The organism is Micromonospora sp. BL4, from assembly GCF_003667505.1.
Taxonomy (GTDB): Bacteria; Actinomycetota; Actinomycetes; order Mycobacteriales; family Micromonosporaceae; genus Micromonospora.
Genome location: NZ_RCVJ01000109.1, coordinates 1 through 22,405, shown reverse-complemented (window position 1 = coordinate 22,405; position 22,405 = coordinate 1). Strand labels below are relative to the sequence as shown.

At 70.3% G+C, this 22,405-nt stretch carries 17 protein-coding genes; 13 read left to right on the top strand and 4 right to left on the bottom strand.

Going from position 1 to position 22,405, the window contains the following annotated elements; genetic code table 11:
• Window positions 1–361: 361 nt before the first annotated feature.
• Window positions 362–1,003 (bottom strand): 2'-5' RNA ligase family protein, encoded by a 642-nt coding sequence (locus tag EAD89_RS11060; protein WP_147458790.1) that lies wholly within the window; start codon window positions 1,001–1,003, stop codon window positions 362–364.
• A gap of 520 nt (window positions 1,004–1,523) precedes the next feature.
• Between EAD89_RS11060 and EAD89_RS30245 the strand changes: the two genes are divergently transcribed.
• The 6 genes from EAD89_RS30245 to EAD89_RS11030 all read left to right on the top strand — a co-directional run bounded on the left by EAD89_RS30245 (window position 1,524) and on the right by EAD89_RS11030 (window position 7,464).
• On the top strand, window positions 1,524–1,793 hold the full coding sequence (locus EAD89_RS30245; protein WP_147458789.1) for a hypothetical protein: 270 nt from the start codon (window positions 1,524–1,526) through the stop codon (window positions 1,791–1,793).
• A 190-nt stretch (window positions 1,794–1,983) separates the two neighbouring features.
• On the top strand, window positions 1,984–3,162 hold the full coding sequence (locus tag EAD89_RS11055; RefSeq protein ID WP_158610728.1) for a low temperature requirement protein A: 1,179 nt from the start codon (window positions 1,984–1,986) through the stop codon (window positions 3,160–3,162).
• Between the two features lie 530 nt (window positions 3,163–3,692).
• Window positions 3,693–4,496 carry an HAD family phosphatase gene (locus EAD89_RS11045; protein WP_121655345.1) on the top strand — a complete coding sequence of 268 codons (804 nt, stop codon included), beginning with the start codon at window positions 3,693–3,695 and terminating at the stop codon, window positions 4,494–4,496.
• Between the two features lie 183 nt (window positions 4,497–4,679).
• The gene (locus EAD89_RS11040; RefSeq protein WP_121675626.1) at window positions 4,680–5,576 is read left to right on the top strand and encodes a hypothetical protein; all 897 of its coding nucleotides are present in this window, start codon (window positions 4,680–4,682) and stop codon (window positions 5,574–5,576) included.
• Complete coding sequence (locus tag EAD89_RS11035) at window positions 5,573–6,937, top strand: methyltransferase (RefSeq protein WP_121675625.1); 1,365 nt, start codon at window positions 5,573–5,575, stop codon at window positions 6,935–6,937. Before EAD89_RS11040 ends, EAD89_RS11035 begins: the two co-directional genes overlap by 4 nt.
• The gene (locus EAD89_RS11030; RefSeq protein WP_121675624.1) at window positions 6,832–7,464 is read left to right on the top strand and encodes a TetR/AcrR family transcriptional regulator; all 633 of its coding nucleotides are present in this window, start codon (window positions 6,832–6,834) and stop codon (window positions 7,462–7,464) included. The genes EAD89_RS11035 and EAD89_RS11030 overlap by 106 nt, the downstream gene beginning before the upstream one ends.
• Window positions 7,465–7,471: 7 nt before the next feature.
• On the opposite strand, the gene EAD89_RS11025 is transcribed toward EAD89_RS11030, so the two are convergent.
• A complete protein-coding gene (locus EAD89_RS11025) occupies window positions 7,472–8,218 on the bottom strand; it encodes an oxidoreductase (protein ID WP_121655348.1) in 747 nt (248 codons plus the stop codon).
• 364 nt (window positions 8,219–8,582) lie between these two features.
• Between EAD89_RS11025 and acs the strand changes: the two genes are divergently transcribed.
• The 7 genes from acs to EAD89_RS10990 all read left to right on the top strand — a co-directional run bounded on the left by acs (window position 8,583) and on the right by EAD89_RS10990 (window position 20,588).
• Complete coding sequence (gene acs / locus EAD89_RS11020) at window positions 8,583–10,547, top strand: acetate--CoA ligase (protein WP_121675623.1); 1,965 nt, start codon at window positions 8,583–8,585, stop codon at window positions 10,545–10,547.
• A gap of 268 nt (window positions 10,548–10,815) precedes the next feature.
• Window positions 10,816–13,611 carry an immune inhibitor A domain-containing protein gene (locus EAD89_RS11015; protein ID WP_121675622.1) on the top strand — a complete coding sequence of 932 codons (2,796 nt, stop codon included), beginning with the start codon at window positions 10,816–10,818 and terminating at the stop codon, window positions 13,609–13,611.
• 355 nt (window positions 13,612–13,966) lie between these two features.
• Window positions 13,967–16,393, top strand: a complete 2,427-nt coding sequence (locus EAD89_RS11010; RefSeq protein ID WP_121655351.1) for an immune inhibitor A domain-containing protein — start codon at window positions 13,967–13,969, stop codon at window positions 16,391–16,393.
• Between the two features lie 98 nt (window positions 16,394–16,491).
• Window positions 16,492–17,016, top strand: coding sequence for a hypothetical protein (locus EAD89_RS31010; protein WP_233578493.1), 525 nt, complete (start codon window positions 16,492–16,494; stop codon window positions 17,014–17,016).
• A gap of 309 nt (window positions 17,017–17,325) precedes the next feature.
• On the top strand, window positions 17,326–18,060 hold the full coding sequence (locus tag EAD89_RS11000; RefSeq protein WP_147458788.1) for a helix-turn-helix domain-containing protein: 735 nt from the start codon (window positions 17,326–17,328) through the stop codon (window positions 18,058–18,060).
• Window positions 18,061–18,175: 115 nt separating this feature from the next.
• On the top strand, window positions 18,176–19,516 hold the full coding sequence (locus EAD89_RS10995; protein ID WP_199733475.1) for a vanadium-dependent haloperoxidase: 1,341 nt from the start codon (window positions 18,176–18,178) through the stop codon (window positions 19,514–19,516).
• A gap of 139 nt (window positions 19,517–19,655) precedes the next feature.
• Window positions 19,656–20,588 (top strand): alpha/beta fold hydrolase, encoded by a 933-nt coding sequence (locus EAD89_RS10990; protein WP_121675620.1) that lies wholly within the window; start codon window positions 19,656–19,658, stop codon window positions 20,586–20,588.
• Between the two features lie 4 nt (window positions 20,589–20,592).
• Here the strand turns inward: EAD89_RS10990 and EAD89_RS10985 are convergent, their stop codons facing one another.
• Both EAD89_RS10985 and EAD89_RS10980 read right to left on the bottom strand, forming a co-directional pair.
• Window positions 20,593–20,958, bottom strand: a complete 366-nt coding sequence (locus tag EAD89_RS10985) for a hypothetical protein (protein ID WP_121655354.1) — start codon at window positions 20,956–20,958, stop codon at window positions 20,593–20,595.
• On the bottom strand, window positions 20,955–22,405 hold a 1,451-nt coding region (locus EAD89_RS10980; RefSeq protein WP_199733474.1), incomplete at its 5' end, for an SseB family protein. The genes EAD89_RS10985 and EAD89_RS10980, both read right to left, overlap by 4 nt.

Sequence of the window (22,405 nt, the reverse complement as noted above, 5' to 3'; positions counted from 1 at the left end):
CGCTGCCTGTGGATAACTCCGCGGGCTGTGGACAACGCCCGACGCGCAAGTTGATCTGCTACGTGCGTGGCCTGTCCGGCCGACGCTCCGCCTCAATGGAGTGCGCCCGGGGTGTTGGGTGACACGCCCGCCCAGCTGCGCGTTCAACAGGGTCCTGTGTCTCGGCCTTGGGCGGTGACGGCGGGCATGGGCAACAGCCCGCTGTCGTCTTCTACGGCCTCGCGCTCGGAGTGGCAGCCTCGCTGTTCAACGGAATTTGGGCGTACGCCCGTCGTGACCATCGGCTGCTGGGAACCAGCCTCGATGCCGTCGGCGGAGGGCCGTCAGCCGTGGCGGGCCGGCATTGAACATCCGTCGTTGCTCAGCGCCCGATGCGCACCCGCTCCGACCGGGTCCACTCGTACATCCGGTGATCGCGGTGAAATTCAAGGAGACCCACGTGGTCGAGGCGCACCACGACAGGCTCAGCCGCAACCTGCTCCAACGCTGCTGCAATGGGTTCGGCTGACTGGGCCGCGTTCGAGTAAGCGACGCTCACATGGGGTCGAAAACTCTGCGGCGGCGCCAACTCCGCGTTGTCCTCGCCGAGAACCTGACCGAGCACCTCCCGCACCGCCTCACGCACCGCCGCGATGGGGGCCGGTGGATCGGCCAGAAGGTAGACAGCCTCCGCACGAACGACGGGCCGGTGGAACGTGACGACCGGCGCGGAGAGCCCGGCGAGCCGCTCTCGGATCCCATGGTTCAACCGTGTGACCTGCTCGTCGGTCAGGTCGTCGAGGAAGCCGATCCCCTGCATCGTCAGGTGAAGCCAGGTGGAGGGGATGAGGTCGAGGCCGGGAAACGTTCGTAGCGCCTCCTGGTAGCTCCGCACCAGCTCCGCCAGCTCGGCATGGTCCCCGAGGGCGAAATGGCAGGCGTAGAAGTGACGGCCCACCTGCCAGCCGGGCCGCCACCACCAGTGGTCCTGCATCTTGTCGACATGCTCGATCGGAGCGGGCATCTTCTTCCCACCTGTGTCCGAGAGGTCCTCGGTGACCTCGGGTTGCTGAGTTACCGCGCCTCTGACCACGCTCCCACAGGAACGGGACGACCCCCGTCGGGAGGATGCGGTCTCAAGGTATCGGCTCGTGTCAGCCCGTGGCGGAACTCGTCGGCGAGCAGGGGCGAGGCCTCGTCGGTTGACGTTCCGGACCAACGCGCGTTGAGGCTTGCGCTGCCTCTGGCTGCCGGCGCCTCTTCCTTTCAAATTCCGGGCTGCTGGGTCCGCTGACGTCCCATTCGAGGTCAGCTGGATCGCCGCAATCGCTTCCGGCGACACCTAGTCGCGGAGGTCGGCGACAAAGCCGTCCAGTTGCCGACACCTATGCGGCACCGCGTCGCCATGATCTGCACCATGGGACGTGCTGACAGCAGGCGTTAGGCGATTGGAGGAGAGCCGGCATGACGTCAAACGGCGGTGGCTTTCCTTGGGAACTACTGCTGGCCGCCTGCTCTACCCTCGCGGCGACCTACTTGGCGCCGTGGTCGGTGGCATCATTTCGAAGCAGTCCTACCGTCATCAGTGGCGTTTAGAGGAGCAAACACAAGCTTGTACGGCTCTGCTGCGTGAGGCCTCGGTGGTCTATATGGCCCTGTCGGGCGCAAGTAGAGCAGATCTGCCGAGCAACTTTGGCGGCAAGCCCTTGTTGGATTTCCGGCCATGGAACCAGGCGCTCAATTTACTGAACCGCCCGGATTGCGCACGATCAAAGATCCGCCAGCGCTTTCCGCTTCCTGTTGCGCCCCGATGAGCACGCTGAGGGCCATCGAGTCCATAACCGCTCCAGGCGGTGCGTCGACGACGGAGACCGCCCGAACCGTTGGGGACGTCTCGGCTGTGGACCATTGGTGGACTGGCACCATCTTAGGCGTCCGGGTCCGTATTTGCCGGATGAGTAGGAAGATACGTCTATGGGGCGTATCTTGGGGATTCGGCGACCGGTGCCGATTGGCGAGGCCCAACGCACCACCACCCCGTTTGAGGTCTTCTTCGACCTGGTGTTCGCGTTCGCCTTCATCCGCGTGGCCACGTTCATGGCAGGGTCGCCGACGCCGCTCGTCCTGGTGCAGGGCCTGGTGTTCCTGATGCTGCTGTGGTGGCCCTTCACTACCTTCGCCTGGCTGGCCAACCAGGTCCGCGCCGACGTGGGCCTGGTCCGCGCCGGGCTGGTAGTGGTGATGGCCGCAATGTTCGTGGCCGGCTTGGTCATCCCGTACGCATGGGGGCACGACAGGTGGACGGTGTCCGAAGCGCTGACGGTGGCGGTGGCGTACATCGTGATCCGGGCCGCGTTTTACCTACTCAATTGGCACGTGGCCGTCGTTAACCCGCGAATCCCGGCGCCCGGCTTCCGCTATGCCATCCCGATCGCGGGGGGCTGGATTCCGCTGCTGCTCGGGGCGCTGCTCGGCGGCGCCACACAAACGCTGTTGTGGGCTGCAGCGTTCCTCATCGACTGCCTCGGTACCGCGTGCGCCTCGGCGTTCAGCAGAGACCGATTTCAGTTGCGCAGTGCTAGCCACCTGTGCGACCGGCATGGCCTGTTACTGATTATCGCCCTGGGCGAGTCGCTGATCGCGGTGGGCGCTGGCGCCGGATCGGCGGTCACCCACTGGCCGGTCCTGATCGCCGCACTGCTCGCCGTGGCCATTGCCACGACCCTGTGGTGGCTGTACTTCGAGAACGCCGCCGCACCGGCCGGACAGGCCCTGGCGCGCCTTCCCGAACACGACCGCGTCCGGCCTGCCATCAGCGCCTACAGCCTGGCCCACTTCCCGCTCATCGCCGGGATCATCTACCTGGCCCTGGGCATTGAACTCGTCCTCGAGCACCTGGCCCACCCGTCGCAGCATCCTGCCGGGGCGCCGCTGGATTGGACCCCCGTAGCAGCCCTGTTCGGCGGCCCGGTCGTCTACCTCATCGGCCGGGGCCTGTTCCTCCGTTTCACCGTCGGACACAGCCCACGCGCCCAAATCGTCGCGGCCGGCATCATGCTCGCACTGCTTCCCGTCGCCCGGAGCCTGCCCGCCCTCGGCGCCTTCGGTGTGATCACCGCTGTCCTCGCCGCCCTCGTCTGCTACGAGCGCATCATGTGGCAGCCGACCGCAGGTGCCAGATGATTACTCACCCACACCCCATACCGACCCGACATTCGCCGACAGCCGGGAGGACTTCCTCGGCCGGCTGCTGCCCGCCGTCCCACCCCGGCACCGGGCCATCGTCTCCACCGCCGCCGGGGCCGGGCTGCGCTGGGGTGAGTGCCCAGGACTGACGTGGGTCGTCGGAGGAAGACCTGTGAGCTGCGGTGGCGCGCTCCCACCAGAAAGGGACGACCCCCGTCGGGGGGAGACGGGGGTCGTCGAAGGTTCGGCTCCGGGGGGGTCGAGCCGAACCACTCAGCGGTCACGGGGGGTGCAACCGCCGAGGGTCTGTCTGTTTTCCGAGATATGAAAGCTCGTCGTGCGGACAAGTCTGCCTGAGCGGGCCCGTCACGTCGAGTGGTGTCCACTCCACTCACTGCGAAAATCTCCTTGCGGAGTGTGAGCGTGATCACGCTGAGCGGAGGTGGTGGCGCCGGCCCGCAGGTCCGAGGGGTGGCCTGACCCCGGGCACCCGCCGACCATAGACCATCCGGCTAGACTTTCGCGCCGTGGGCCGAAGTGCCGCTTTCTTCGATCTGGACAAGACCGTCATCGCCAAGTCGAGCGCCCTGGCGTTCGGTCGGCCGTTCTACCGGGACGGGCTGATCACCCGGCGTGACGTGGTCAAGTCGGCGTACGCGCAGCTGATGTTCCGGCTGGGCGGCACCGACGAGCAGACCATGGCCCGAACACGGGACTACCTGGCCGCGCTCTGCAAGGGCTGGCCGGTGGAACAGGTCCGCCAGATCGTCGCGGAGACGCTCCACGAGCTGATCAACCCCTATGTGTACGCCGAGGCCGCCGCGCTGATCGTGGAGCACCAGGCGGCCGGTCGTGACGTGGTGCTGGTCTCGGCCTCGGGCGAGGAGATGGTCCGGCCGATCGGTGCGCTGCTCGGGGTGACGGACGTGATCGCCACCCGGATGGCGGTGCGGGACGGCCGGTACAGCGGCGAGGTCGAGTTCTACGCGGCCGGCCCGAGCAAGGTCGAGGCGGTCAGCGAGCTGGCCACCGCCCGGGGCTACGACCTGGCCGACTCGTACGCCTACTCCGACTCGTACAGCGATCGGCCGCTGCTGGAGTGCGTCGGCCACCCGAGTGTGGTCAACCCGGACCGGCAGCTGCGCAAGCTGGCCTCGGAGAACGCCTGGCCGGTGCTGGAGTTCCGGCACCCGATCCCGCTGGGTCGTCGGCTTCGGGAGCGGCCCGCCGTCCCGGTGGCCGCGGCTGCGCTGGGGGTCGGCGTGGGCGTGGCCATCGGCATCGCCTGGTACGGCCGGCACCGTCGGACCCGCGCCGCCGCCAGCGCCTGACCCGGCCGGGGTCGCACCAACCTTTCCCACAGGTCTCCGTTCGGGGTACCCGTCGCCGGGGCGACGGCACGTGCCGCCCATGCCACCAGCACCGTGCGCGCTCCTACTTGGACACCGGATTGAGCGGTCGCTCAAATAGCCGTATGCTCCGTTTGAGCGACTGCTCAACACGGGGAGGTTCGCATGACCCACGACGATGAATCGACACCGGAACGGACGGATGCGCACTGGGTCCTGGCCGGTCTGATCACGCTCTTCGGGGTGGTCGTCTTCGTCGGGGTGGTCCGCCAGGGTCACGCCGACAGCGCCGTGCTCTTCGTGGCGCTCCCGGTGCTCCTGGCCGCCGCCCTCGCGCTCACTCCCCGCCGAACGGCCCACGGCAGGGTCTTCGCGGCCACCACGATGGCCTTGCTGGTGGCGGCGGTGGCGCTGCACGAGGGTGCGATCTGCGTACTCCTGGCTGCCCCGCTGGTCTACGCCGTGGCGCACGGCGCCACCGCGCTGATCCGCGCGCTGAAGGACGCCAACCGGGCGTACGCGATCGTGGCCGTGCCGCTGCTGCTCCTGCCCGGCCTGGAGGGCAGTGGCATCGCTCCCCGACTCGACCCGGAGCAGACGGTCGAGGTGGCCCGGGTCGTCGGGCTCCCCGTCGACCGGGTGGCCGAGCGCCTCGCCACCGGCCCCCGCCCGACCGCCGTCCGGTCGGCTCCGCTGCGCCTGCTGGGCGTGCCCACGCCCGGCCAGGTCAGTGGCGACGGGCTGGACCTCGGCGACCGGTGGATGTTCGGCTACCACGGCAGCGCGCACGGCCCGGGCGGCCACCTGCTCGCCGAGGTGGAGAACGTCGCACCGGGACGGGTTGGCTTCCGTTTCGTCGAGGACAGCTCCATCACCGCGCGCTGGTTCACCTGGCGGCACGCGGAGCTGAGCTGGCGGGCGATCGATCCGGGGCACACCGAGGTCCGGGTTCGGGTCGACTACACACGGGGCCTGGACCCGTCCTGGTACTTCGGCCCGCTACAGCAGGTGCTGCTCGGTGCCGGGGTCGGGCACCTGCTCGACATGCTGGCGTTGGAGTGACGGCCGCCCGCTGGCTGAGCCTGGCGCTGCCGCTTCTCGCCGTGCTCGCCGTCGGCGCCCGGGAGCGGGACCGGTCCGGTCGGGCCGCGGGGCTGCTGGCGTTCCTGGCCGCCGCGATCGGCATCGCCGCGCTGCACGAGGTCGCCCGCCTGGCCGGCTGGTACGCCTTCGCGCCGGTCGACGGCGCGTACCGGGGAATGCCGGTGGACCTGTGGATCGGCTGGGCCGCCCTCTGGGGTCCGCTGCCGGTGCTGCTGCGCCGGGTGCTGCCGCTGCCCGTCGCGCTGGGTCTGCTGCTCTGGATCGACGCGGTGGCGATGCCGGCGCTGCACCCGCTGGTCCGCCTCGGCCCGCACTGGCTCGTCGGGGAGGTCGTCGGGCTGCTCGCGGTGGCCCTGCCCGCCCAACTGCTCGGGCGGTTCTGCGCCGACCGCCGGCACCTGGCCGCGCGGACGCTACTCCAGGTAGGAGTCTTCACCGCCCTGCTGCTCTGGTTCCTGCCCAGCCTGGCCTTCGAATTCGGCGACGGGTCGTGGGCCGGGCTGACCGGGCTGGGCCGCACCGGACTGCTGGTGGTGGCGCAGCTGGCCCTGCTGGCGGCCACGCCGGCGCTGGCCGCCGTCGCGGAGTTCGCCGTCCGGGGCGGCGGCACGCCGTACCCATGGGATCCGCCACGTCGACTGGTCACCACCGGCCCGTACGCCTACCTGGCCAACCCGATGCAGCTCACTGCCGTGGTGTTGCTGCTGTGCACCGCCGCCGTCACCCGGAGCGTCACCCTGGTCCTGGCGGCGGTGTCGGCGGGGGCGTTCGGAGCGGCCGTGGCCGGGCCGCACGAACACCACGACCTGCGGATGCGGTACGGCGACTCGTGGCGGTCGTACCGGCGGCAGGTGCGCGACTGGTGGCCTCGCTGGCGGCCGTACTCCTCCGGGTCGCCCGCGGTGCTCTGGCTGGACGACGACTGCGGACCCTGCGCGGCCACCTGGCGGATGTTGGCCCGGCGGCCTCCGGTCGGGCTGCGGATACGACCGGCCCGGGAACACGAACGCGTGCTGTGGCGGGCGGAGTACGTGGGCGGCGACGGTCACAAGGAACGGGGGGTGGCCGCCGTCGCCCGCGCGCTCGAACACGTCCACCTCGGCTGGGCGGTGGTCGGCTGGACCCTACGGCTGCCCGGGGCTACCTGGCTGGCCCAACTGGTCACCGATGCGATGATCGCACCGCCGCACCCGGCCCGCCTGAGAGGAGAGCCATGTCCGACACCAAGCAGCGTCTCCTCGACGGCGCCATCGCCGCCATCCGCGAGCACGGCATCGCCGGTGTCTCCGCCCGCACCATCGCCGCCGCCGCCGGAGTGAACCAGGCCCTGGTCTTCTACCACTTCGGCACGGTCGACGACCTGCTCTCGGCGGCCTGCCGGGCCAGCACCGCCGAGCGGGTCGAGCACTGGTCGGCACGGTTGGCCTCGGCCGGCTCGCTGCGCGACCTGCTCGCCGTCGGGCGGGCGCTGCACGAGGAGGAACGCCAGCTCGGCAACGTCACCTTCCTGGCCCAGATGCTGGCGGGGGCACAGGCGGACCAACGGATGGCCGCTCCCACGGCCGGGGCGCTGCAGCTCTGGGTGGACGAGATCGAGGCGGTGCTGCGGAGACTGCTCGCCGGGTCCCCGTTCGCCGAGGTCGCCGACGTGCCCGGCCTGGCCCGTGCCGTCTCGGCCGCGTTCATCGGGCTCGAACTCTACGACGGGGTGGACCCGGCGGGCGCCGACCAGGCGATGGCCGCGCTCGATCAGCTCGCGCTCCTCCTGGAGATCGTCGACGACCTCGGGCCGATCGCCCGCCGGGCGCTGCAAGCCAAGGTCAACCGGGCGACACGGCGGGACTGATCGCCGTTCAGGCGGCGGCGAGGATCTCGTCGCCGATGGTGGTGAGCTGGTCGGCGCCAACCTCCACGGCCGCCGTGTAGTGGCGCAGCCAGGACCGCAGCCCGTCCGGAGTACCGGTGGCGAAGGCGCCGGCCGAGCCGACGTACTCGGGTTCCCGCTCGCGGTGACCGACGTCGACGGCGAGCAGGCCGCGCGGGTCGAGGCCGCTGGCGAGCAGCACCAGCCGCGCGGCACCGCGAGCCACCACGCCGGACGGGCCGGCGAACGGGCGCAGGTTCAGCAGCTCGCCGTGGACCACGGCGGCGAGCACCAGCGGGGAGACCTTCGTGCCGCCGGCGACGAGCCCCGCCAGACCGTCCAGCCGGGCGGCGACCACCGGATCGGTCACCGGCCGGCCCAGCTCGCCCTCCGGCACCAGGTCCCGGGCCGCGAGCACGTGCAGCTTCGCGAGGGCCTGCCGGGGTGCTTTCGGCCAGAGCTCGCTCAGCCCGGGCAGCGCCCCAGCGACCCGCAGCGCCCCCTGGAGCACCGGATCGGTGACCGTGCCAGCGCGGACCGCCTCGCGCTCGTGGACCACCCCTTCGAGGGCGGCGCTGGCCACCGCGGAGCGGAGGCTGACCTCGGCCGCGACCTGGCCGCCGTGGCGACGCAGCGCGCGGTGCCCGAGCGCCTGGTCGAACCGCTCGCGGGCCCGCTCGACGGCGGGAGCGATGTCGGCGAGCGCGAGCAGCGGTGCGAGCGGGTCGGTGGTCACCCCGCCACGCTAGCGACCCGCCCCAGCCGTCCGGGCCGCACCCGCCGCGGACGCGACCCGGGCCACCGACCCAGGAGGCCCGGCCGGCCGCGGACATGGTCAACACGAGATCGCCGATGTCGGGGCATCCCACCCGTCCGGATACCGCGACATCGCCGACCTCGTGTCGATCAAGGGCAGGCACCCGACCAAGCGCAGGCACCCCGACCGAGCGCAGGCACCGCGATCAGGGCAGCGACGGCCGTCGGGCGCGCGGCGGGGGCCGCTCGGCGCGAGGGAGCGGGCAGCGGTCGCCTGCGGGAAGCCCCACGACTACCCTCGTGCCCAGCGAGACGCAGGTCACCCGAGGACGAGGAGTCACGGCATGAGCGAGGCATTGGCCAATCTGCTGAACGAGACGCGCCAGTTCCCCCCGCCGGCCGAGCTCGCCGCGCACGCCAACGTCACCGCCGACGCGTACGCCGAGGCCGCCGCCGACCCGCTCGCCTTCTGGGCGAAGCAGGCGGACCGGTTGGCCTGGTCGAAGAAGTGGGACGAGGTGCTCGACTGGTCGAACCCGCCGTTCGCCAAGTGGTTCGTCGGTGGGCAGCTCAACGTGGCGTACAACTGCCTGGACCGGCACGTCGAGGCGGGCCGGGGCGACAAGGTCGCCATCCACTGGGAGGGCGAGCCCGGCGACACCCGCACCATCACCTACGCCGAACTGCACGAGCTGACCTGCCGGGCGGCGAACGCGCTGACCGACCTGGGGGTCACCGCCGGCGACCGGGTGGCGATCTACCTGCCGATGATCCCGGAGGCGGCGGTCGCGATGCTGGCCTGCGCCCGGATCGGCGCCGCGCACAGCGTCGTCTTCGGCGGCTTCTCCGCCGACTCGCTGAGCAACCGCATCCAGGACGCCAGCGCCAAGGTGGTGATCACCGCGGACGGTGGTTACCGGCGGGGCAAGCCGTCGGCGCTGAAGCCGACCGTGGACGAGGCGGTGGCGAACTGCCCCTCCGTGGAGCACGTGCTGGTGGTCCGCCGCACCGGCGGGGAGGTGGCGTGGTCGGAGAAGGACCGCTGGTGGCACGAGACGGTGGAGACCGCGTCGGCCGAGCACACCGCGCAGCCGTTCGACGCCGAGCACCCGCTGTTCATCCTGTACACCAGCGGCACCACGGCACGGCCGAAGGGCATCCTGCACACCACCGGCGGCTACCTCACGCAGACGTCGTACACGACGCACGCGGTCTTCGATCTGAAGCCGGAGACGGACGTCTACTGGTGCACCGCCGACATCGGCTGGGTGACCGGCCACTCCTACATCGTGTACGGGCCGCTCTCCAACGGCGCGACCCAGGTGATGTACGAGGGCACCCCGGACACCCCGAACAAGGGCCGGTTCTGGGAGATCGTCGACAGGTACGGCGTGACCATCCTCTACACCGCCCCGACCCTGATCCGGACGATGATGAAGTGGGGCGACGACATCCCGGCCGGGTTCGACCTGTCTTCGCTGCGGCTGCTGGGCAGCGTCGGCGAGCCGATCAACCCGGAGGCGTGGATCTGGTACCGGCAGAACATCGGCCGGGATGAGCTGCCGGTCGTGGACACCTGGTGGCAGACCGAGACGGGCGCCATCATGATCTCGCCGTTGCCCGGGGTGACCGCGGCCAAGCCGGGTTCGGCGATGACCCCGCTGCCGGGCATCGCGGCCGACGTGGTGGACGACCAGGGCCAGTCGGTGCCGAACGGCGGTGGCGGGTACCTGGTGCTGCGGGAGCCGTGGCCGTCGATGCTGCGCACCATCTGGGGTGACGACAACCGGTTCCTGGAGACCTACTGGAGCCGGTTCGAGGGCATGTACTTCGCGGGTGACGGGGCGAAGAAGGACGACGACGGGCACATCTGGCTGCTGGGTCGGGTGGACGACGTGATGCTGGTGTCTGGGCACAACATCTCCACCACGGAGGTGGAGTCGGCGCTGGTGTCGCACCCGTCGGTGGCCGAGGCGGCCGTGGTGGGCGCGACCGACCCGACGACCGGCCAGGCGATCGTCGCCTTCGCCATTCCGCGCGGCACCACCGACATCGCCGGTGCGGCGGGTGAGCAGCTGATCGCCGATCTGCGCAACCACGTGTCGAAGACGCTCGGCCCGATCGCCAAGCCGCGGCAGATCATGCTGGTGCCGGAGCTGCCGAAGACCCGCTCCGGCAAGATCATGCGCCGGCTGCTGCGCGACGTGGCGGAGAACCGGTCGCTCGGTGACGTGACCACCCTGCAGGACTCGTCGGTGATGGAGCTGATCTCCTCCGGGATGAGTGGCGCGAAGTCCGACGAGGACTGACGGCAGGCGTACACACCGGAGGGTGGCGGTCCGAGCGGACCGCCACCCTCCGTCATTTCTTACGGGTACGCCGCACGCCGCCCCACCAGCGTCACATCGGTCAGTCGGACGAGTCCGGAGAGGCTGAACGGACACACGCGGCGGGCCGCCTCTGTCCTTCGGGCGGATTGTGATTTAGGTTCACGCAGGTTGGGACAGTTCGACCGTCATCACATCGATGGTCGGACACCCCAACGTCCTCCTCCCCATGCCCGAGAAATGGAGCGGCATGAACCACAAACCGCAGTCCGGGACGCGACGACGACTACTCGTCGCGCTGCCCGCCATCGCCCTCGCGGCCACGTCACTGACCGTGACCGGCAGCGCGGCAGCCCAGACGTCGTCCGCCACCCCCCGGGCGGTGATCGGGGCCGACGAGCACTACATCAACTACGCCGAACCCGAGGTGCAGCCGGACACCACCGGCCGTGAGGTCAAGGGCAAGAGTGGCGTCTACACCCCTGCGGTCGAATCCGCGCGCGAGTTCGACCAGAAGCACGCCCGGGGCAACCCGGTGACCGCGCGGCAGCTGGCCAAGGACGAGGCCAGGTCGCTGAAGACGGGCCAGAACCCCCGCAAGTTCAAGAAGGCGCCGACCACCCAGACGGCGAAGCTGCTGACGCTGCTGGTGGAGTTCAACGACAAGGCCAACGACGACTTCACCGGCGTGATGGTCCCCAAGACGGTGTTCGAGGACCGCACCTGCGTCCCCGGCACCGTCCAGAACGGCCCGAAGCACAACAAGATCCCGGACCCGTCGAGACTGCCCCACGAGGACAACAACTCGATGTGGGTGCCGGACTTCTCGCCGTCGCACTACAACAAGATGCTCTACAGCAAGAAGGGCATCACCGAGCGGGTCCGCACCGACCTGCGGGGCCCGGACGGTAAGAAGGGCATCGACCTGTCCGGTCGCACGATGCACAACATGTACCTGGAGATGTCCAAGAACGCGTACACGGTGGACGGGCAGGCCAGCCCGTGGATCACTGTGCCGCACTCGGAGGGCTGGTACGCGGCCAACCGCTGCTTCCAGGACGAGACCGGCGCCTGGGTCCCCGGCCGTGAGCAGTCGATGAACGGCCACCCGGACAACCCGGCCGGCGCGGGCCGCCTGGCGACCGACGCGATCGACGCGCTCGTCGCGAAGGACCCGAACTTCCCCTGGGCCGACTACGACATCGAGGACCAGGCTGACCGGGACGGTGACGGCAACGTCTTCGAGCCGGACGGCGTCATCGACCACCTCGTGCTGGTGCACGCCGGTCAGGGCAAGTCCCGTGGTGGCGGCGCCGAGGGTGTGTACGCCGTGTGGGCGCACTCCTCCACGGTCGCCGGTGGCTACACCATCCCGGGCACCAACCTGAAGGCGTCGAACTACATCGTGCAGCCCGAGGACGCCGGTGTCGGCGTCTTCGCCCACGAGTTCGGCCACGACCTGGGCCTGCCGGACCTCTACGACACGTCCGGCAACGCCGACTCCGACGTGGACTTCTGGGACCTGATGGCTTCGGGCTCGCACTCGGGTGAGATCTTCCAGGCGCTGCCGACGCACATGGGCATCTGGGACAAGTGGGTGCTCGGCTGGGCCGACCCGCGGACCATCAGCCCGGGCTCGAACCCCCGCGAGGTGAAGCTCGGCCAGACGTCGCGCACCCCGATCGACTCCGAGGACGGCATCAAGATCGACCTGCCGGACAAGGTGACGACGCTGGCCACGCCGCACAGCGGCACGAAGATGTGGCACAGCAACAACGACCAGGAGTGGGCCGACGTCAAGTTGAGCCGCTCGGTCGACGTGCCGGCGGCAGCCGACTCGAAGTTCTGGATGTGGAACAACTACATCATCGAGGAGGACTGGGACTACGGCTTCGTCGAGCTGTCGACGGACGGCGGCACGTCCTGGACCGAGCAGAAGGTGTACGACGAGGCCGGCAATGTGGTCACCACGCCCGACGGCTACCCGGACCCGAACGGTCGGATGAACGACTTCGGCGGCAAGAAGTACGGCCTGACCGGCAGCACGAACGGCTGGCGGCACGACTACGTCGACCTGTCGGCGTACGCCGGCACGACCGTGCAGCTGCGGTTGCGCCAGGCCACCGACGAGGCGTTCGAGGAGCGCAACTGGTTCGTCGACGACTTCTCGGTCACCGGCGGTGGCGCCACCACCTGGAGTGACGACGTCGAGGGCGGCGCCAACGGCTGGACGGCCACCGGCGGCACCTTCGTCGACACCACCGGCGGGGGCTGGAAGGTCTCCAGCGGCACCGAGGTCCACGCGCAGTTCTACCTGGCGGAGTGGCGCAACTTCGACGGCTTCGACAAGGGCCTGAAGTACGCCTACGACACGATCTACTCGCACGACGCGTGGAAGGTCGACCGGATCTCGTACAACGCTCCGGGCATGCTGGTGTGGTACCGGGACACCGCGCTCGGCGACGTCAACCACGTCACCGGGCAGATGACCGCGCTGCCCAGCTACGGCGCGAAGGGCGGGTTGCTCATCGTCGACTCGCACTTCGACCCGCTGCGTCGCACGGGCGAGGCGGCCGTCAAGGACCCGTCGGTGACGGACAACCTGCCCAGCCGTCCGCAGTCGGCCAACGCGGCCTTCTCGCTGAACAAGACGTACCCCTTCACGGAGTGCCTGGAGGCGGCGGACGAGCCGTACAGCGCGTACTGCACGAAGTTCAAGGCGCAGGCGCCGGTGAAGGCCTTCACCGATGCCAAGACCTGGTACCCGGGCATCGAGATGCGGGACGGTGCGGCGTACGCCCGGGACAACGACGCCTCGGTGGTGGTGCCGTCGCGGAACAACGCGCCGTACACCACCCGGGTGACCCACCCGGACGGCAGCCCGGCGCCGGAGTTCTACGGCGTCACCCTGGGCGGCGGCGCGATCGTGCTGGGCACCGGCAACCCCGGCGACCAGGGCGTGAACTACGGGGTTTCGCTCACCATCAAGAAGACGGCACGGGACAACTCGTCCGCCATGGTGTACGTCACCCCGGCGAGGAACTGACCGAGCGAGATGGTCGTGCGAATCGGTAACTGACGACAGCGGTGTCGGTGGGGCCGGTGGCGGAGACGCCGCCGGCCCCACTGTCGTATGCCCGATCACGTTGATCGAAATGCGTCACTTAAATGGCCGTCGGCCGATCCATCCTGGTCAGCGGCGCTGATGAAGCGCAGGGGTGTGACGGTGAAAAGCATTCCCAACAAAATCTTGCAACAAATCGACGCGTGCATCTTCCCACCCGTCCCGGCAGTGTCTATGTTCACCATTGGTCCCACTAGTGGGATCGATCTGTCACCGGCCCGTACCCCCGTAGGGCCGGGTTCCCTCACACCGGAGGTACCACGTGCGCAAAGTCGCAGTGGGTCTGCTCGGGCTCTCACTGACGGCGACAGGCCTGGCTTTCGGCCCGTCCGCCTCGGCGGCGCCTCAGCCCAAACTGCCGGCAGCAGCTCCGTCCGCCGCCGAACCGCAGTCATTGAAGGACGAACTCCCCGACAAGCTCGAGGACAAGCGTCGCGAGCTGCGTCAGCAGGGTCTCAGCGACGTGCTGAGCGGGCGTAGCAAGCCGATCGAGCGCAATGGCAGCACGGTCGTCAAGGTCGGCGAGACGAACGGCACGGGCACCAGCGCCCGCAGCTTCGCCGGCGCAAAGAAGTCCAAGGACCAGTACGTCGAGCTCAAGCGTGAGCAGACCGACAAGATCTTCGTGATCCTGGCCGAGTTCGGGAACCAGCGCCACCCGTCCTACCCGGACAAGGACATGAACTCGGACATCGCCGGGCCGACGACGTTCGAGGGGCCGCTGCACAACCAGATCCCCGAGCCCAACCGGGCCGTGGACAACTCCACCATCTGGCAGCCGGACTTCAGCCCGGCGCACTTCCGCCAGCTCTACTTCGGCACCAACCCCGGTGACGAGTCGCTGAAGCAGTACTACGAGGCGCAGTCCTCGGGCCGTTACACCGTCAACGGCATGGTCACCGACTGGGTGAAGGTGCCGTACAACGAGGCCCGCTACGGTCGTTCCGACGACCCGAAGGCCGATGCCGACCCGACGGGCGACCCCGCTGTCTGTGGCGACAACGTCTGCTCGAACACCTGGAACCTGATCGCCGACGCCGCCAACCAGTGGGTCGCCGACCAGAAGGCCAAGGGCCGGACGGACGCGCAGATCGCCGAGGAGATGCGGTCCTACGACCAGTGGGACCGGTTCGACTTCGACGGCGACGGCGACTTCAACGAGTCGGACGGCTACATCGACCACTTCCAGATCGTCCACTCCGGCGGCGACCAGGCCGACGGTGACCCGCACCAGGGTGAGGACGCCATCTGGAGCCACCGCTGGTCGGCCTTCAACAGCTCGCCGGTCGGTCCGCCGAACTTCCCGATCGGTGGCACCCAGATCGGCAACACCGGCGTCTGGATCCGCGACTACACGATCCAGCCGGAAAACGGTGGCCGGAGCGTCTTCTACCACGAGTACGGCCACGACCTGGGCCTGCCGGACGACTACGGACCGGCGGACAACAGCAACGAGCACTGGACCCTGATGGCCCAGAGCCGGCTCGGCGCCAAGAACGACGTCGGGATCGGCGACCGTGGTGGCGACCTGGGTGCGTGGAACAAGCTCCAGCTCGGCTGGCTCGACTACGAGGTGATCGTGGCCGGGCAGAAGCGCACGCTGGACCTCGGGCCGCAGGAGTACAACTCGGCCAAGGCGCAGGCCGCGGTGGTGGTGCTGCCCCAGCGGGAGTACACCTTCAACTACGGCGCACCGTTCGAAGGCTCGAAGCAGTACTTCTCGGGTAACGACGACGACCTCAACCGTTCCATGACGAGGACGTTCGACCTCACCGGCAAGTCGTCCGCCGCGATGTCCCTCAAGGGCAAGTACGCCATCGAGGAGGGGTACGACTACCTCTACTTCGAGGGGTCCACCGACGGCGGGCAGACCTGGGTCGACCTGGACGGCACCGTCAACGGCGAGTCCATCGGCGTCGACGGCGCCGGGCGACCGGCCCTCGACGGCAGCAGCAACGGCGCGTGGGCGGACATCAACATCCCGCTGAACGCGCTCGCCGGCAAGGTCGCGCAGGTTCGCCTGCACTACGTCACCGACGGTGGCGTCTCCGAGGGTGGTTTCTTCGGTGACGCGATCAAGGTGACGGCCGACGGCCAGACGGTGCTCAGCGACGGTGCCGAGACGGACGCCGGCTGGGCGCTGGGCGGCTGGGAGGTCGTTGGCGCGACCTACACCCGCCTGTTCGACAACTACTACATCGCGGGCAACCGCTCGTACGTCTCGTACGACAAGTACCTGAAGACCGGCCCGTACTTCTTCGGCTACGCGAACACCCGCCCGGACTGGGTGGACCACTACGCGTACCAGGAGGGTCTGCTCATCTCGTACTGGAACACCCGCTGGAACGACAACAACACGGCCCCGGCGTCGCCGTCCAACCCGGGTGGTCACCCGGGTGAGGGCCGCAACCTGTACATCGACGCGCACCCGCGCCCGATCTACAACCTGACCGGTGCGCCGTGGCGTGCACGCGTCCAGATGTACGACGCACCGTTCAGCCTCAACAAGGCCGACTCGTTCACGCTGCACCTCAACAGCCAGCCGCAGTACATCCGTGGCCAGGCTGCGGAGCCGCTGTTCGACGACACCAAGAAGTACTTCTACGAGGAGCTGCCGAACCACGGCGTCAAGCTCCCCGCAGCCGGTGTCAAGATCAAGGTTCTGGAGCAGGACGGCACCTCGATGAAGGTCCGCTTCAACTGATCCCGCACCACCAAGCGACGCCCGGGCAGGTCACCTGCCCGGGCGTCGCCCTTTTGCAGGGGCCGACGGAGGAACCAGGTGACCTGCCGGAACGTCCCATGACCGTGCCCCTTCCGTCACGCGCCACCCTGCCGGCGGCCGGCCTCGCCGCTCTCCTCCTGCTGCCCCTGACCGCCTGCGCCGGAGCGGACGAGGGCAGCCCGACCGCCGCGACCTCGGCCAGCGGCACCCCGACCAGCGCCGCGACGTCGACCAGCACCGCACCGACCACCCGCGGCGAGTCCACGCCGGCGGTCCCGGCGTCGCCGGTGCCCCCGTCCGGCCGCTTCACCACACCGCCCCTGTCACGCACCGTCCCGCCGTCTCTCGGCACTCCGCCGAAGCCTCGGAAGCCGACGGAGCCGAGCGACCTCCTGCCCACCAACCTGGTCGCCGGCCACGTCACGCGGGGCGGTTCAGGCCCCTGCTACGGGTTCGTCTCGGAGGACGGCGTCGAATACGCCCTGCACGGAGCCGACGCCGGCGCCCTCGCCCAGGGAAGTTTCGTCACCCTGCGAATCAGCGCTCGATCGGTCCGGATCAACTGCGGGCCGGGCGTTCCCGCGAGCATCGTCCCGCGCTGACGCGACCACTCGAACCCTGACTCTCGGTATCAAGCTGCACACGCCATGCACACCGGCTCCCCGCGCGTCAACGGCGATACGGCCTCTTGACGAGGCAGCAGCAGTCCAGCCACGATCGTCGATGTCCGAAGGTGGACGGACGCCCTGCGCCGACCGCACCGCAGACCGGCCTGCCGGCCGCCGCCTCGGCAACGTCCACGGGGGTGGTCAGGCTTGTCAGGTGGAATCTGGTCGGAGACCGACAGCAGCGGCACGGACCCGCTCTGGGGGGTGCATTCCTCTCCGCTCGACACCGCCACGGTGTCGGCCATGGAGCTGCGACTGATGCTCGCCGCCGGTCAGCGGGAACTGGTCCGCGCCCAACACCGACTGATCGACCAGTACGCCCAGTTGGAGCGGCTGGAGGAGCATCGGAGTTCGACCGCCCACGGCCGGGACGACATCGTCCGGGACTGGGCGGAGTTCACGCGGCTCGCCGGCCGGTTGACCGCCGAGGCGCCGGACGACTGCCGGTTGCTGCACGGGATGCCGCCGGAGCCGACGAGCGCGGGCCCGGAGCTGGCCATGGACCGATGGCACCGGACAATCCTCGATCGGCGGCTCCTCGAACTGCCCGGCGGCCTCGGCCACGCCGACGGCGCCGCCCGCCCCGGGCGCCAGATCAGGGTGGTCGCCGCCGCACCCACCTCGATGGTGATCTCCGAGGAGGTGGCCGTCATCGCGCCCGGCGGCGCCGCACGGTCGGCTGGTTGGGTGCTGCGCGCACCGGCGCTGGTGGGCCTGGCTGCCCACTACTTCGACAGTCTCTGGCGACAGGCCCAGCCCCTGGGCACCGCCTCGGCGACGTCCGGGGAGGCGCCGTCGAACGTGCAGTTGCAGATCCTCCGGCTGGCCGCCCAGGGGGCCAAGGACGACGCCATCGCGCGCAGCCTGGGCCGCAGCCCCCGATGGGTGCGGCGGCATTTCGAGCTACTGGCCGAGCGGCTCGGCGCCTCGAACCGGATGACCCTCGGCATCGCCGCCGCCCGCCGCGGCTGGATCTGACCTTGCAACTTGCGGAACGCTACCGCTTCGCCCTTCTCCGTGACCGCCCCGGGCCCAGATGATCGACGTTGGCCGATAGAGATCCTATGGCCCACGCACGGGGAGAGGGACCACATTGAACAAGAGAACACGGCTGGGGCGAGCCATCGCGGTGCTCGCAGCGGTTGTCGTCGGCGGCGGGGTCGTCACTCCCACGCCCGCCAGCGCCATCCCCCCGGATTTCGACCACGTCGTCTACTGGAACGACGTGCTGCTGGACGCGTTCCGCACCAGCAACGGGCCGCCCACCACCCTGTCCCGGGCCGGCGCCATGATGCACCTGGCGATGTACGACACCTCGATCTCGCTGGGCAGGAGCGGAACGCCCTACCTCGCGAGGGTGTCCCCGATTCCCAACTTCAGCTACGACCGGGACACCAACCTCGACATCGCCGCCCACGACGTCCTCCGCGCGGTCTTCCCCGCCCAGAGCGCCTACTTCACCACGAAGTACAACGAGGCCCGGCAGGCCGATCCACCCATCGGCGAACCAGGGCCCGAGGGCTGGAGCCGCAGCGTCGGCGAGACGGCCGCCCAGAACATCATCAACGCCCGCGCGAACGACCGCTCCGCCAACAACGCCGGCTACACCGCCAGCGAGGCCGCCGGGCAGTGGCGCCCGACCGGATCCGGTGCCGCGGTCGGCCCCAACTGGGGCAACGTGACGCCGTTCGCGCTCACCTCCGGCTCGCAGTTCCGCCCGCCGCTGCCGGGTGGCTTCAGCACCGTGTCGGCAATGCTGACCAGCAGCGCGTACGCCGCCCAGGTCAACGAGGTGAAGCGACTCGGCTCCGCCACCGCGCCGGCGACCGACCGCAACGCCGACCAGACGAAGCTCGCCTTCTTCTGGGCCAACGACGTCAGCGGCACCTACAAGCCCCCGGGTCAGCTCTTCGAGCACACCCAGATCGTGGCGAGCCAGCGGACCACCGACACGCCCCGGCTCTTCGCCCTCGTCGCGATGGCCATGGCCGACGCCGCCATCGCCGCCTGGGACGCCAAGTACAACACCAGCATCGACCTGTGGCGACCCGAGTCGGCGATCGCCGAGCCGCAGAGTGACGGCAACTCCGCCACGGTGCCCAACCCGGCTTGGCGCCCGCTCTCCGTCGACCGGAACGGCACCCGGTTCTCCCCGCCGTTCCCGGCGTACGTCTCCGGCCACGCCACCTTCGCCGGGGCGTGGGCCGGCGTCATGAAGCGGTACTACGGCACCGACGCCGTCGGTTTCGTGGCGACCACCGAGGACCCGAACGCGGCGGGCGTCACGCGTTCGTTCAGCAGCTTCAGCGCCGCGGCGACCGAGAACGCCCGCAGCCGGGTCTTCCTGGGCGTGCACTACCAGTGGGACGCCGACGCCGGGTTGAGCACCGGTGACGCGGTGGCCAACCGGGTGTTCAGCACGTACCTGCGCTAGGCCCCGTCCAGGGTCCGGGTCGGCGGTCGGGAGACCGCCGGCCCGGACTCTCGTGTCGGTAGGGGACAACCCGGGCTTCTCCCTGTTCAACGCGACCACCAGGGCCGGTGGGGACGACCGGGGTCCTAGGCTGTCTGCCATGACCGACCAGCGCGGCGGAGCCGTCGACGAGTCCTGTGTCCTCACCGAGGGGCCGTGGACGCACCGCTTCGTCGGCGCCAACGGCACCCGATTCCACGTGGTCGAGGCCGGCACCGGGCCGATGGTGCTGTTCCTGCACGGCTTCCCCGAGCACTGGTGGGCGTGGCACCGGATGCTGCCGGCGGTCGCCGACGCCGGTTTCCGCGCGGTCGCGGTGGACCTACGCGGCTACGGCGCCAGCGACAAGCCACCCCGGGGGTACGACGGATACACCCTCGCCGCCGACATGGCCGGGTTGATCCGCGCGCTCGGCGAACGGTCGGCGACCCTGGTCGGCAGCGGCGTCGGCGGCATGGTCGCCTGGACGGTGGCCTCGTTCCACCCGTCGCTGGTCCGCCGGCTGGTGGTGCTCGGCGCACCACACCCGCTGCGGCTGCGGGCCGCCATCTTCGCCGACCCACGCGGCCAGTTCGCCGCCTCCACCCCGGCGCTGAAGTTCCAACTGCCCCGCTACGAGCACGTGCTGACCCGGGACGGCGCGGCGGGCGTGGCGGAGATCCTGCACCGTTGGGGCGGGCCACGCTGGGTGGCCGGGCCGGACTTCGAGGCGTACGCCGAGCGGTGCCGGGAGGCGATGCGCATCCCCCAGGCCGCGTTCTGCGCGCTGGAGGGATACCGCTGGGCCTTCCGCTCGCTGCTGCGGCTGCACGGCTACCGGTTCGTCCGCCTGATGCAGAAGCCGCTGGTCACTCCCACGCTCCAACTGCACGGCGCGTTGGATGTCGCCGCCCTGCCGCGTACGGCCCTGGGCTCCGGTCGGTACGTCGTCGCACCGTACGAGTGGCGGCTGCTCGACGGGGTCGGGCACTTTCCGCACCTGGAGGCGCCGGAGCTGGTGCTCGGCGAGATCCTGCGCTGGGCCAAGTCCTGACCGGTCAGAGCCGCTGCTCCCGCAGGTCGGTGACCTCGGCCGCCGGCGCCCAGCCCTGATAGACGCCGAAGTCGAACACCTCCAGGCGCATCGCCTCGGCCACCGGCCAGCGGCCACCGGTGTACTCCACCCGCAGCCAGGCGTCGTGCTCACCGAGCACGATGAACGGCTGCCCCTGCCAGGTGCAGGTGGTCCGCACGTACGCCAGGTCGTCGACGTCGCTCGCCGGCAGCACCCGCACGTACCGGCCGGCGCGGACCTCCTCGAAGCCCTCACCCGGCTCCGGCTGGTAGAGCCGGATGTCGTCGCCGTCCGGACTGGCCTGGTATTCCCGGCCCTGCCAACGGGCCACGTAGCCGTCCCGCATCACGCCTCACCGGCCCGTCGCCACAGCAGCGCGTCCGCGTCGAGCACCGCGACCACCCGTTCGGAGCCGTCCGCGCCGATCCGCCAGAGTTGCGCGCCGTGCGGCAGCCGCGCGCTGTCCACCTTGAATTCCGCCACCACGTCGCTGCTCTCGCCCGGCGCGAAGCCGTTGCCCCGGAACGGCGGGCGCTCGATGACCCAGCCCTCCATCGCCCGCATCGCCGGCTCGTTCTGACCCCCGTAGGGAATCCGGTAGAGACTCGGCCGGTGCGCCGGCCAGCGCAGCACGTAGATCTCCTCGGCGTCCCGGGCGAACGGCGAACCCGGGTAGCTGAGGCCCAGCGCGTCGTACAACTGAGCCGGCGTGGTCAGGTGCGCCAGCTCGCCGGCCCGGTGCACGAAGCCGGAGACCCGGTCGTACCCCCGATCCAGGTAGTACGCCAGCTGACTGGGCGCGATCGCCTTCTGCATCACGGTCGGTCGGGCCGGGTCGACCGCCGCCGGCGCGTACCGGGGGCGGGCCGCGGGTTCCGCCGCGACCGGCGGCTCCTCCGCGTCCACCTCCAGATCGTCGCCGAGCCCCACCTCCGCGGCCCAGTTGGCCAGCGCGACGATCTGCTCGCCGGGCAGCTTCGCGCCGACCGGGGTGCCCGGGTTGACGGCGAACGACCAGTCCTCGTCCGGCCAGCGCCGGATCAGTTGGGCGAACTTCACCCGGACGATGTCGACATCGCCCTCGGCGTGGTCGGCCAGACGCTCCGGCGACGTGTAGACCACCACGTACGTCTCGCCGTCCAACTGCGCGGTACGCCAGACGAAGCCCGGGTCACCCGGGCGGCTGCCGCGCACCGAGTCCGGTGCTGCCGGCAGCAGCACCCGGGCCAGCAGCAGGGTGGACAGGAACGTGTCCGTGCTGCCGGCGCCGGCAGCGGCCAGCAGGTCCTCTTCGACCGTGTTGGCGGGCAGGAACTCGACCGGCGCCGTGCCCTCGGCCGGCCCGTGCTGCTCGTCGCCGGCCGGGACGCCGCGCTGCCCCGGGTCGTCGGAGTCGGGCCACGCCGGCTCGGCGCCGCCGTCCGCCGGAGGTCGCGGCGGTTGACTGTCGAGGCCCGGGCCCGCCCGCTCGCCGCTGACGGCAGCGCCGGGGCCTGTTCCGTTCACGCCGGCCGGTGTTCCGCCGAGGTCCGCGCGGTCCGACCCGTCCGGACGGACACCGACGAGGTCGTCGGCGCGCACACCACCCAGCGCCGCGTCCACCGGACCACCGCCGCCCGAACCGGCCTCCGCCGGGCCGAACGGACGCGGAGCCGACGGCGCCGGGCCGTACGGCCGCGGGCCGAACGAGGGCGGGCTGGACGACGGTGGGCTGGAAGAAGGTGGGCCGAACGACGGCGGGGCGACCGGCCCGGGGCCGGACGACGGTGGGCCGAACGACGGCGGGGCGACGGGCC

What these genes read in the sequence shown, in the direction of transcription:
- EAD89_RS11040 (WP_121675626.1), top strand. Translation starts at nt 4,680, where the DNA reads ATGACCCACGACGATGAATCGACACCGGAACGGACGGATGCGCACTGG.
- EAD89_RS11030 (WP_121675624.1), top strand. Translation starts at nt 6,832, where the DNA reads ATGTCCGACACCAAGCAGCGTCTCCTCGACGGCGCCATCGCCGCCATC.
- EAD89_RS10990 (WP_121675620.1), top strand. Translation starts at nt 19,656, where the DNA reads ATGACCGACCAGCGCGGCGGAGCCGTCGACGAGTCCTGTGTCCTCACC.
- EAD89_RS11000 (WP_147458788.1), top strand. Translation starts at nt 17,326, where the DNA reads ATGGAGCTGCGACTGATGCTCGCCGCCGGTCAGCGGGAACTGGTCCGC.
- acs (WP_121675623.1), top strand. Translation starts at nt 8,583, where the DNA reads ATGAGCGAGGCATTGGCCAATCTGCTGAACGAGACGCGCCAGTTCCCC.
- EAD89_RS11060 (WP_147458790.1), bottom strand. Translation starts at nt 1,003, where the DNA reads ATGCCCGCTCCGATCGAGCATGTCGACAAGATGCAGGACCACTGGTGG.
- EAD89_RS11015 (WP_121675622.1), top strand. Translation starts at nt 10,816, where the DNA reads ATGAACCACAAACCGCAGTCCGGGACGCGACGACGACTACTCGTCGCG.
- EAD89_RS31010 (WP_233578493.1), top strand. Translation starts at nt 16,492, where the DNA reads ATGACCGTGCCCCTTCCGTCACGCGCCACCCTGCCGGCGGCCGGCCTC.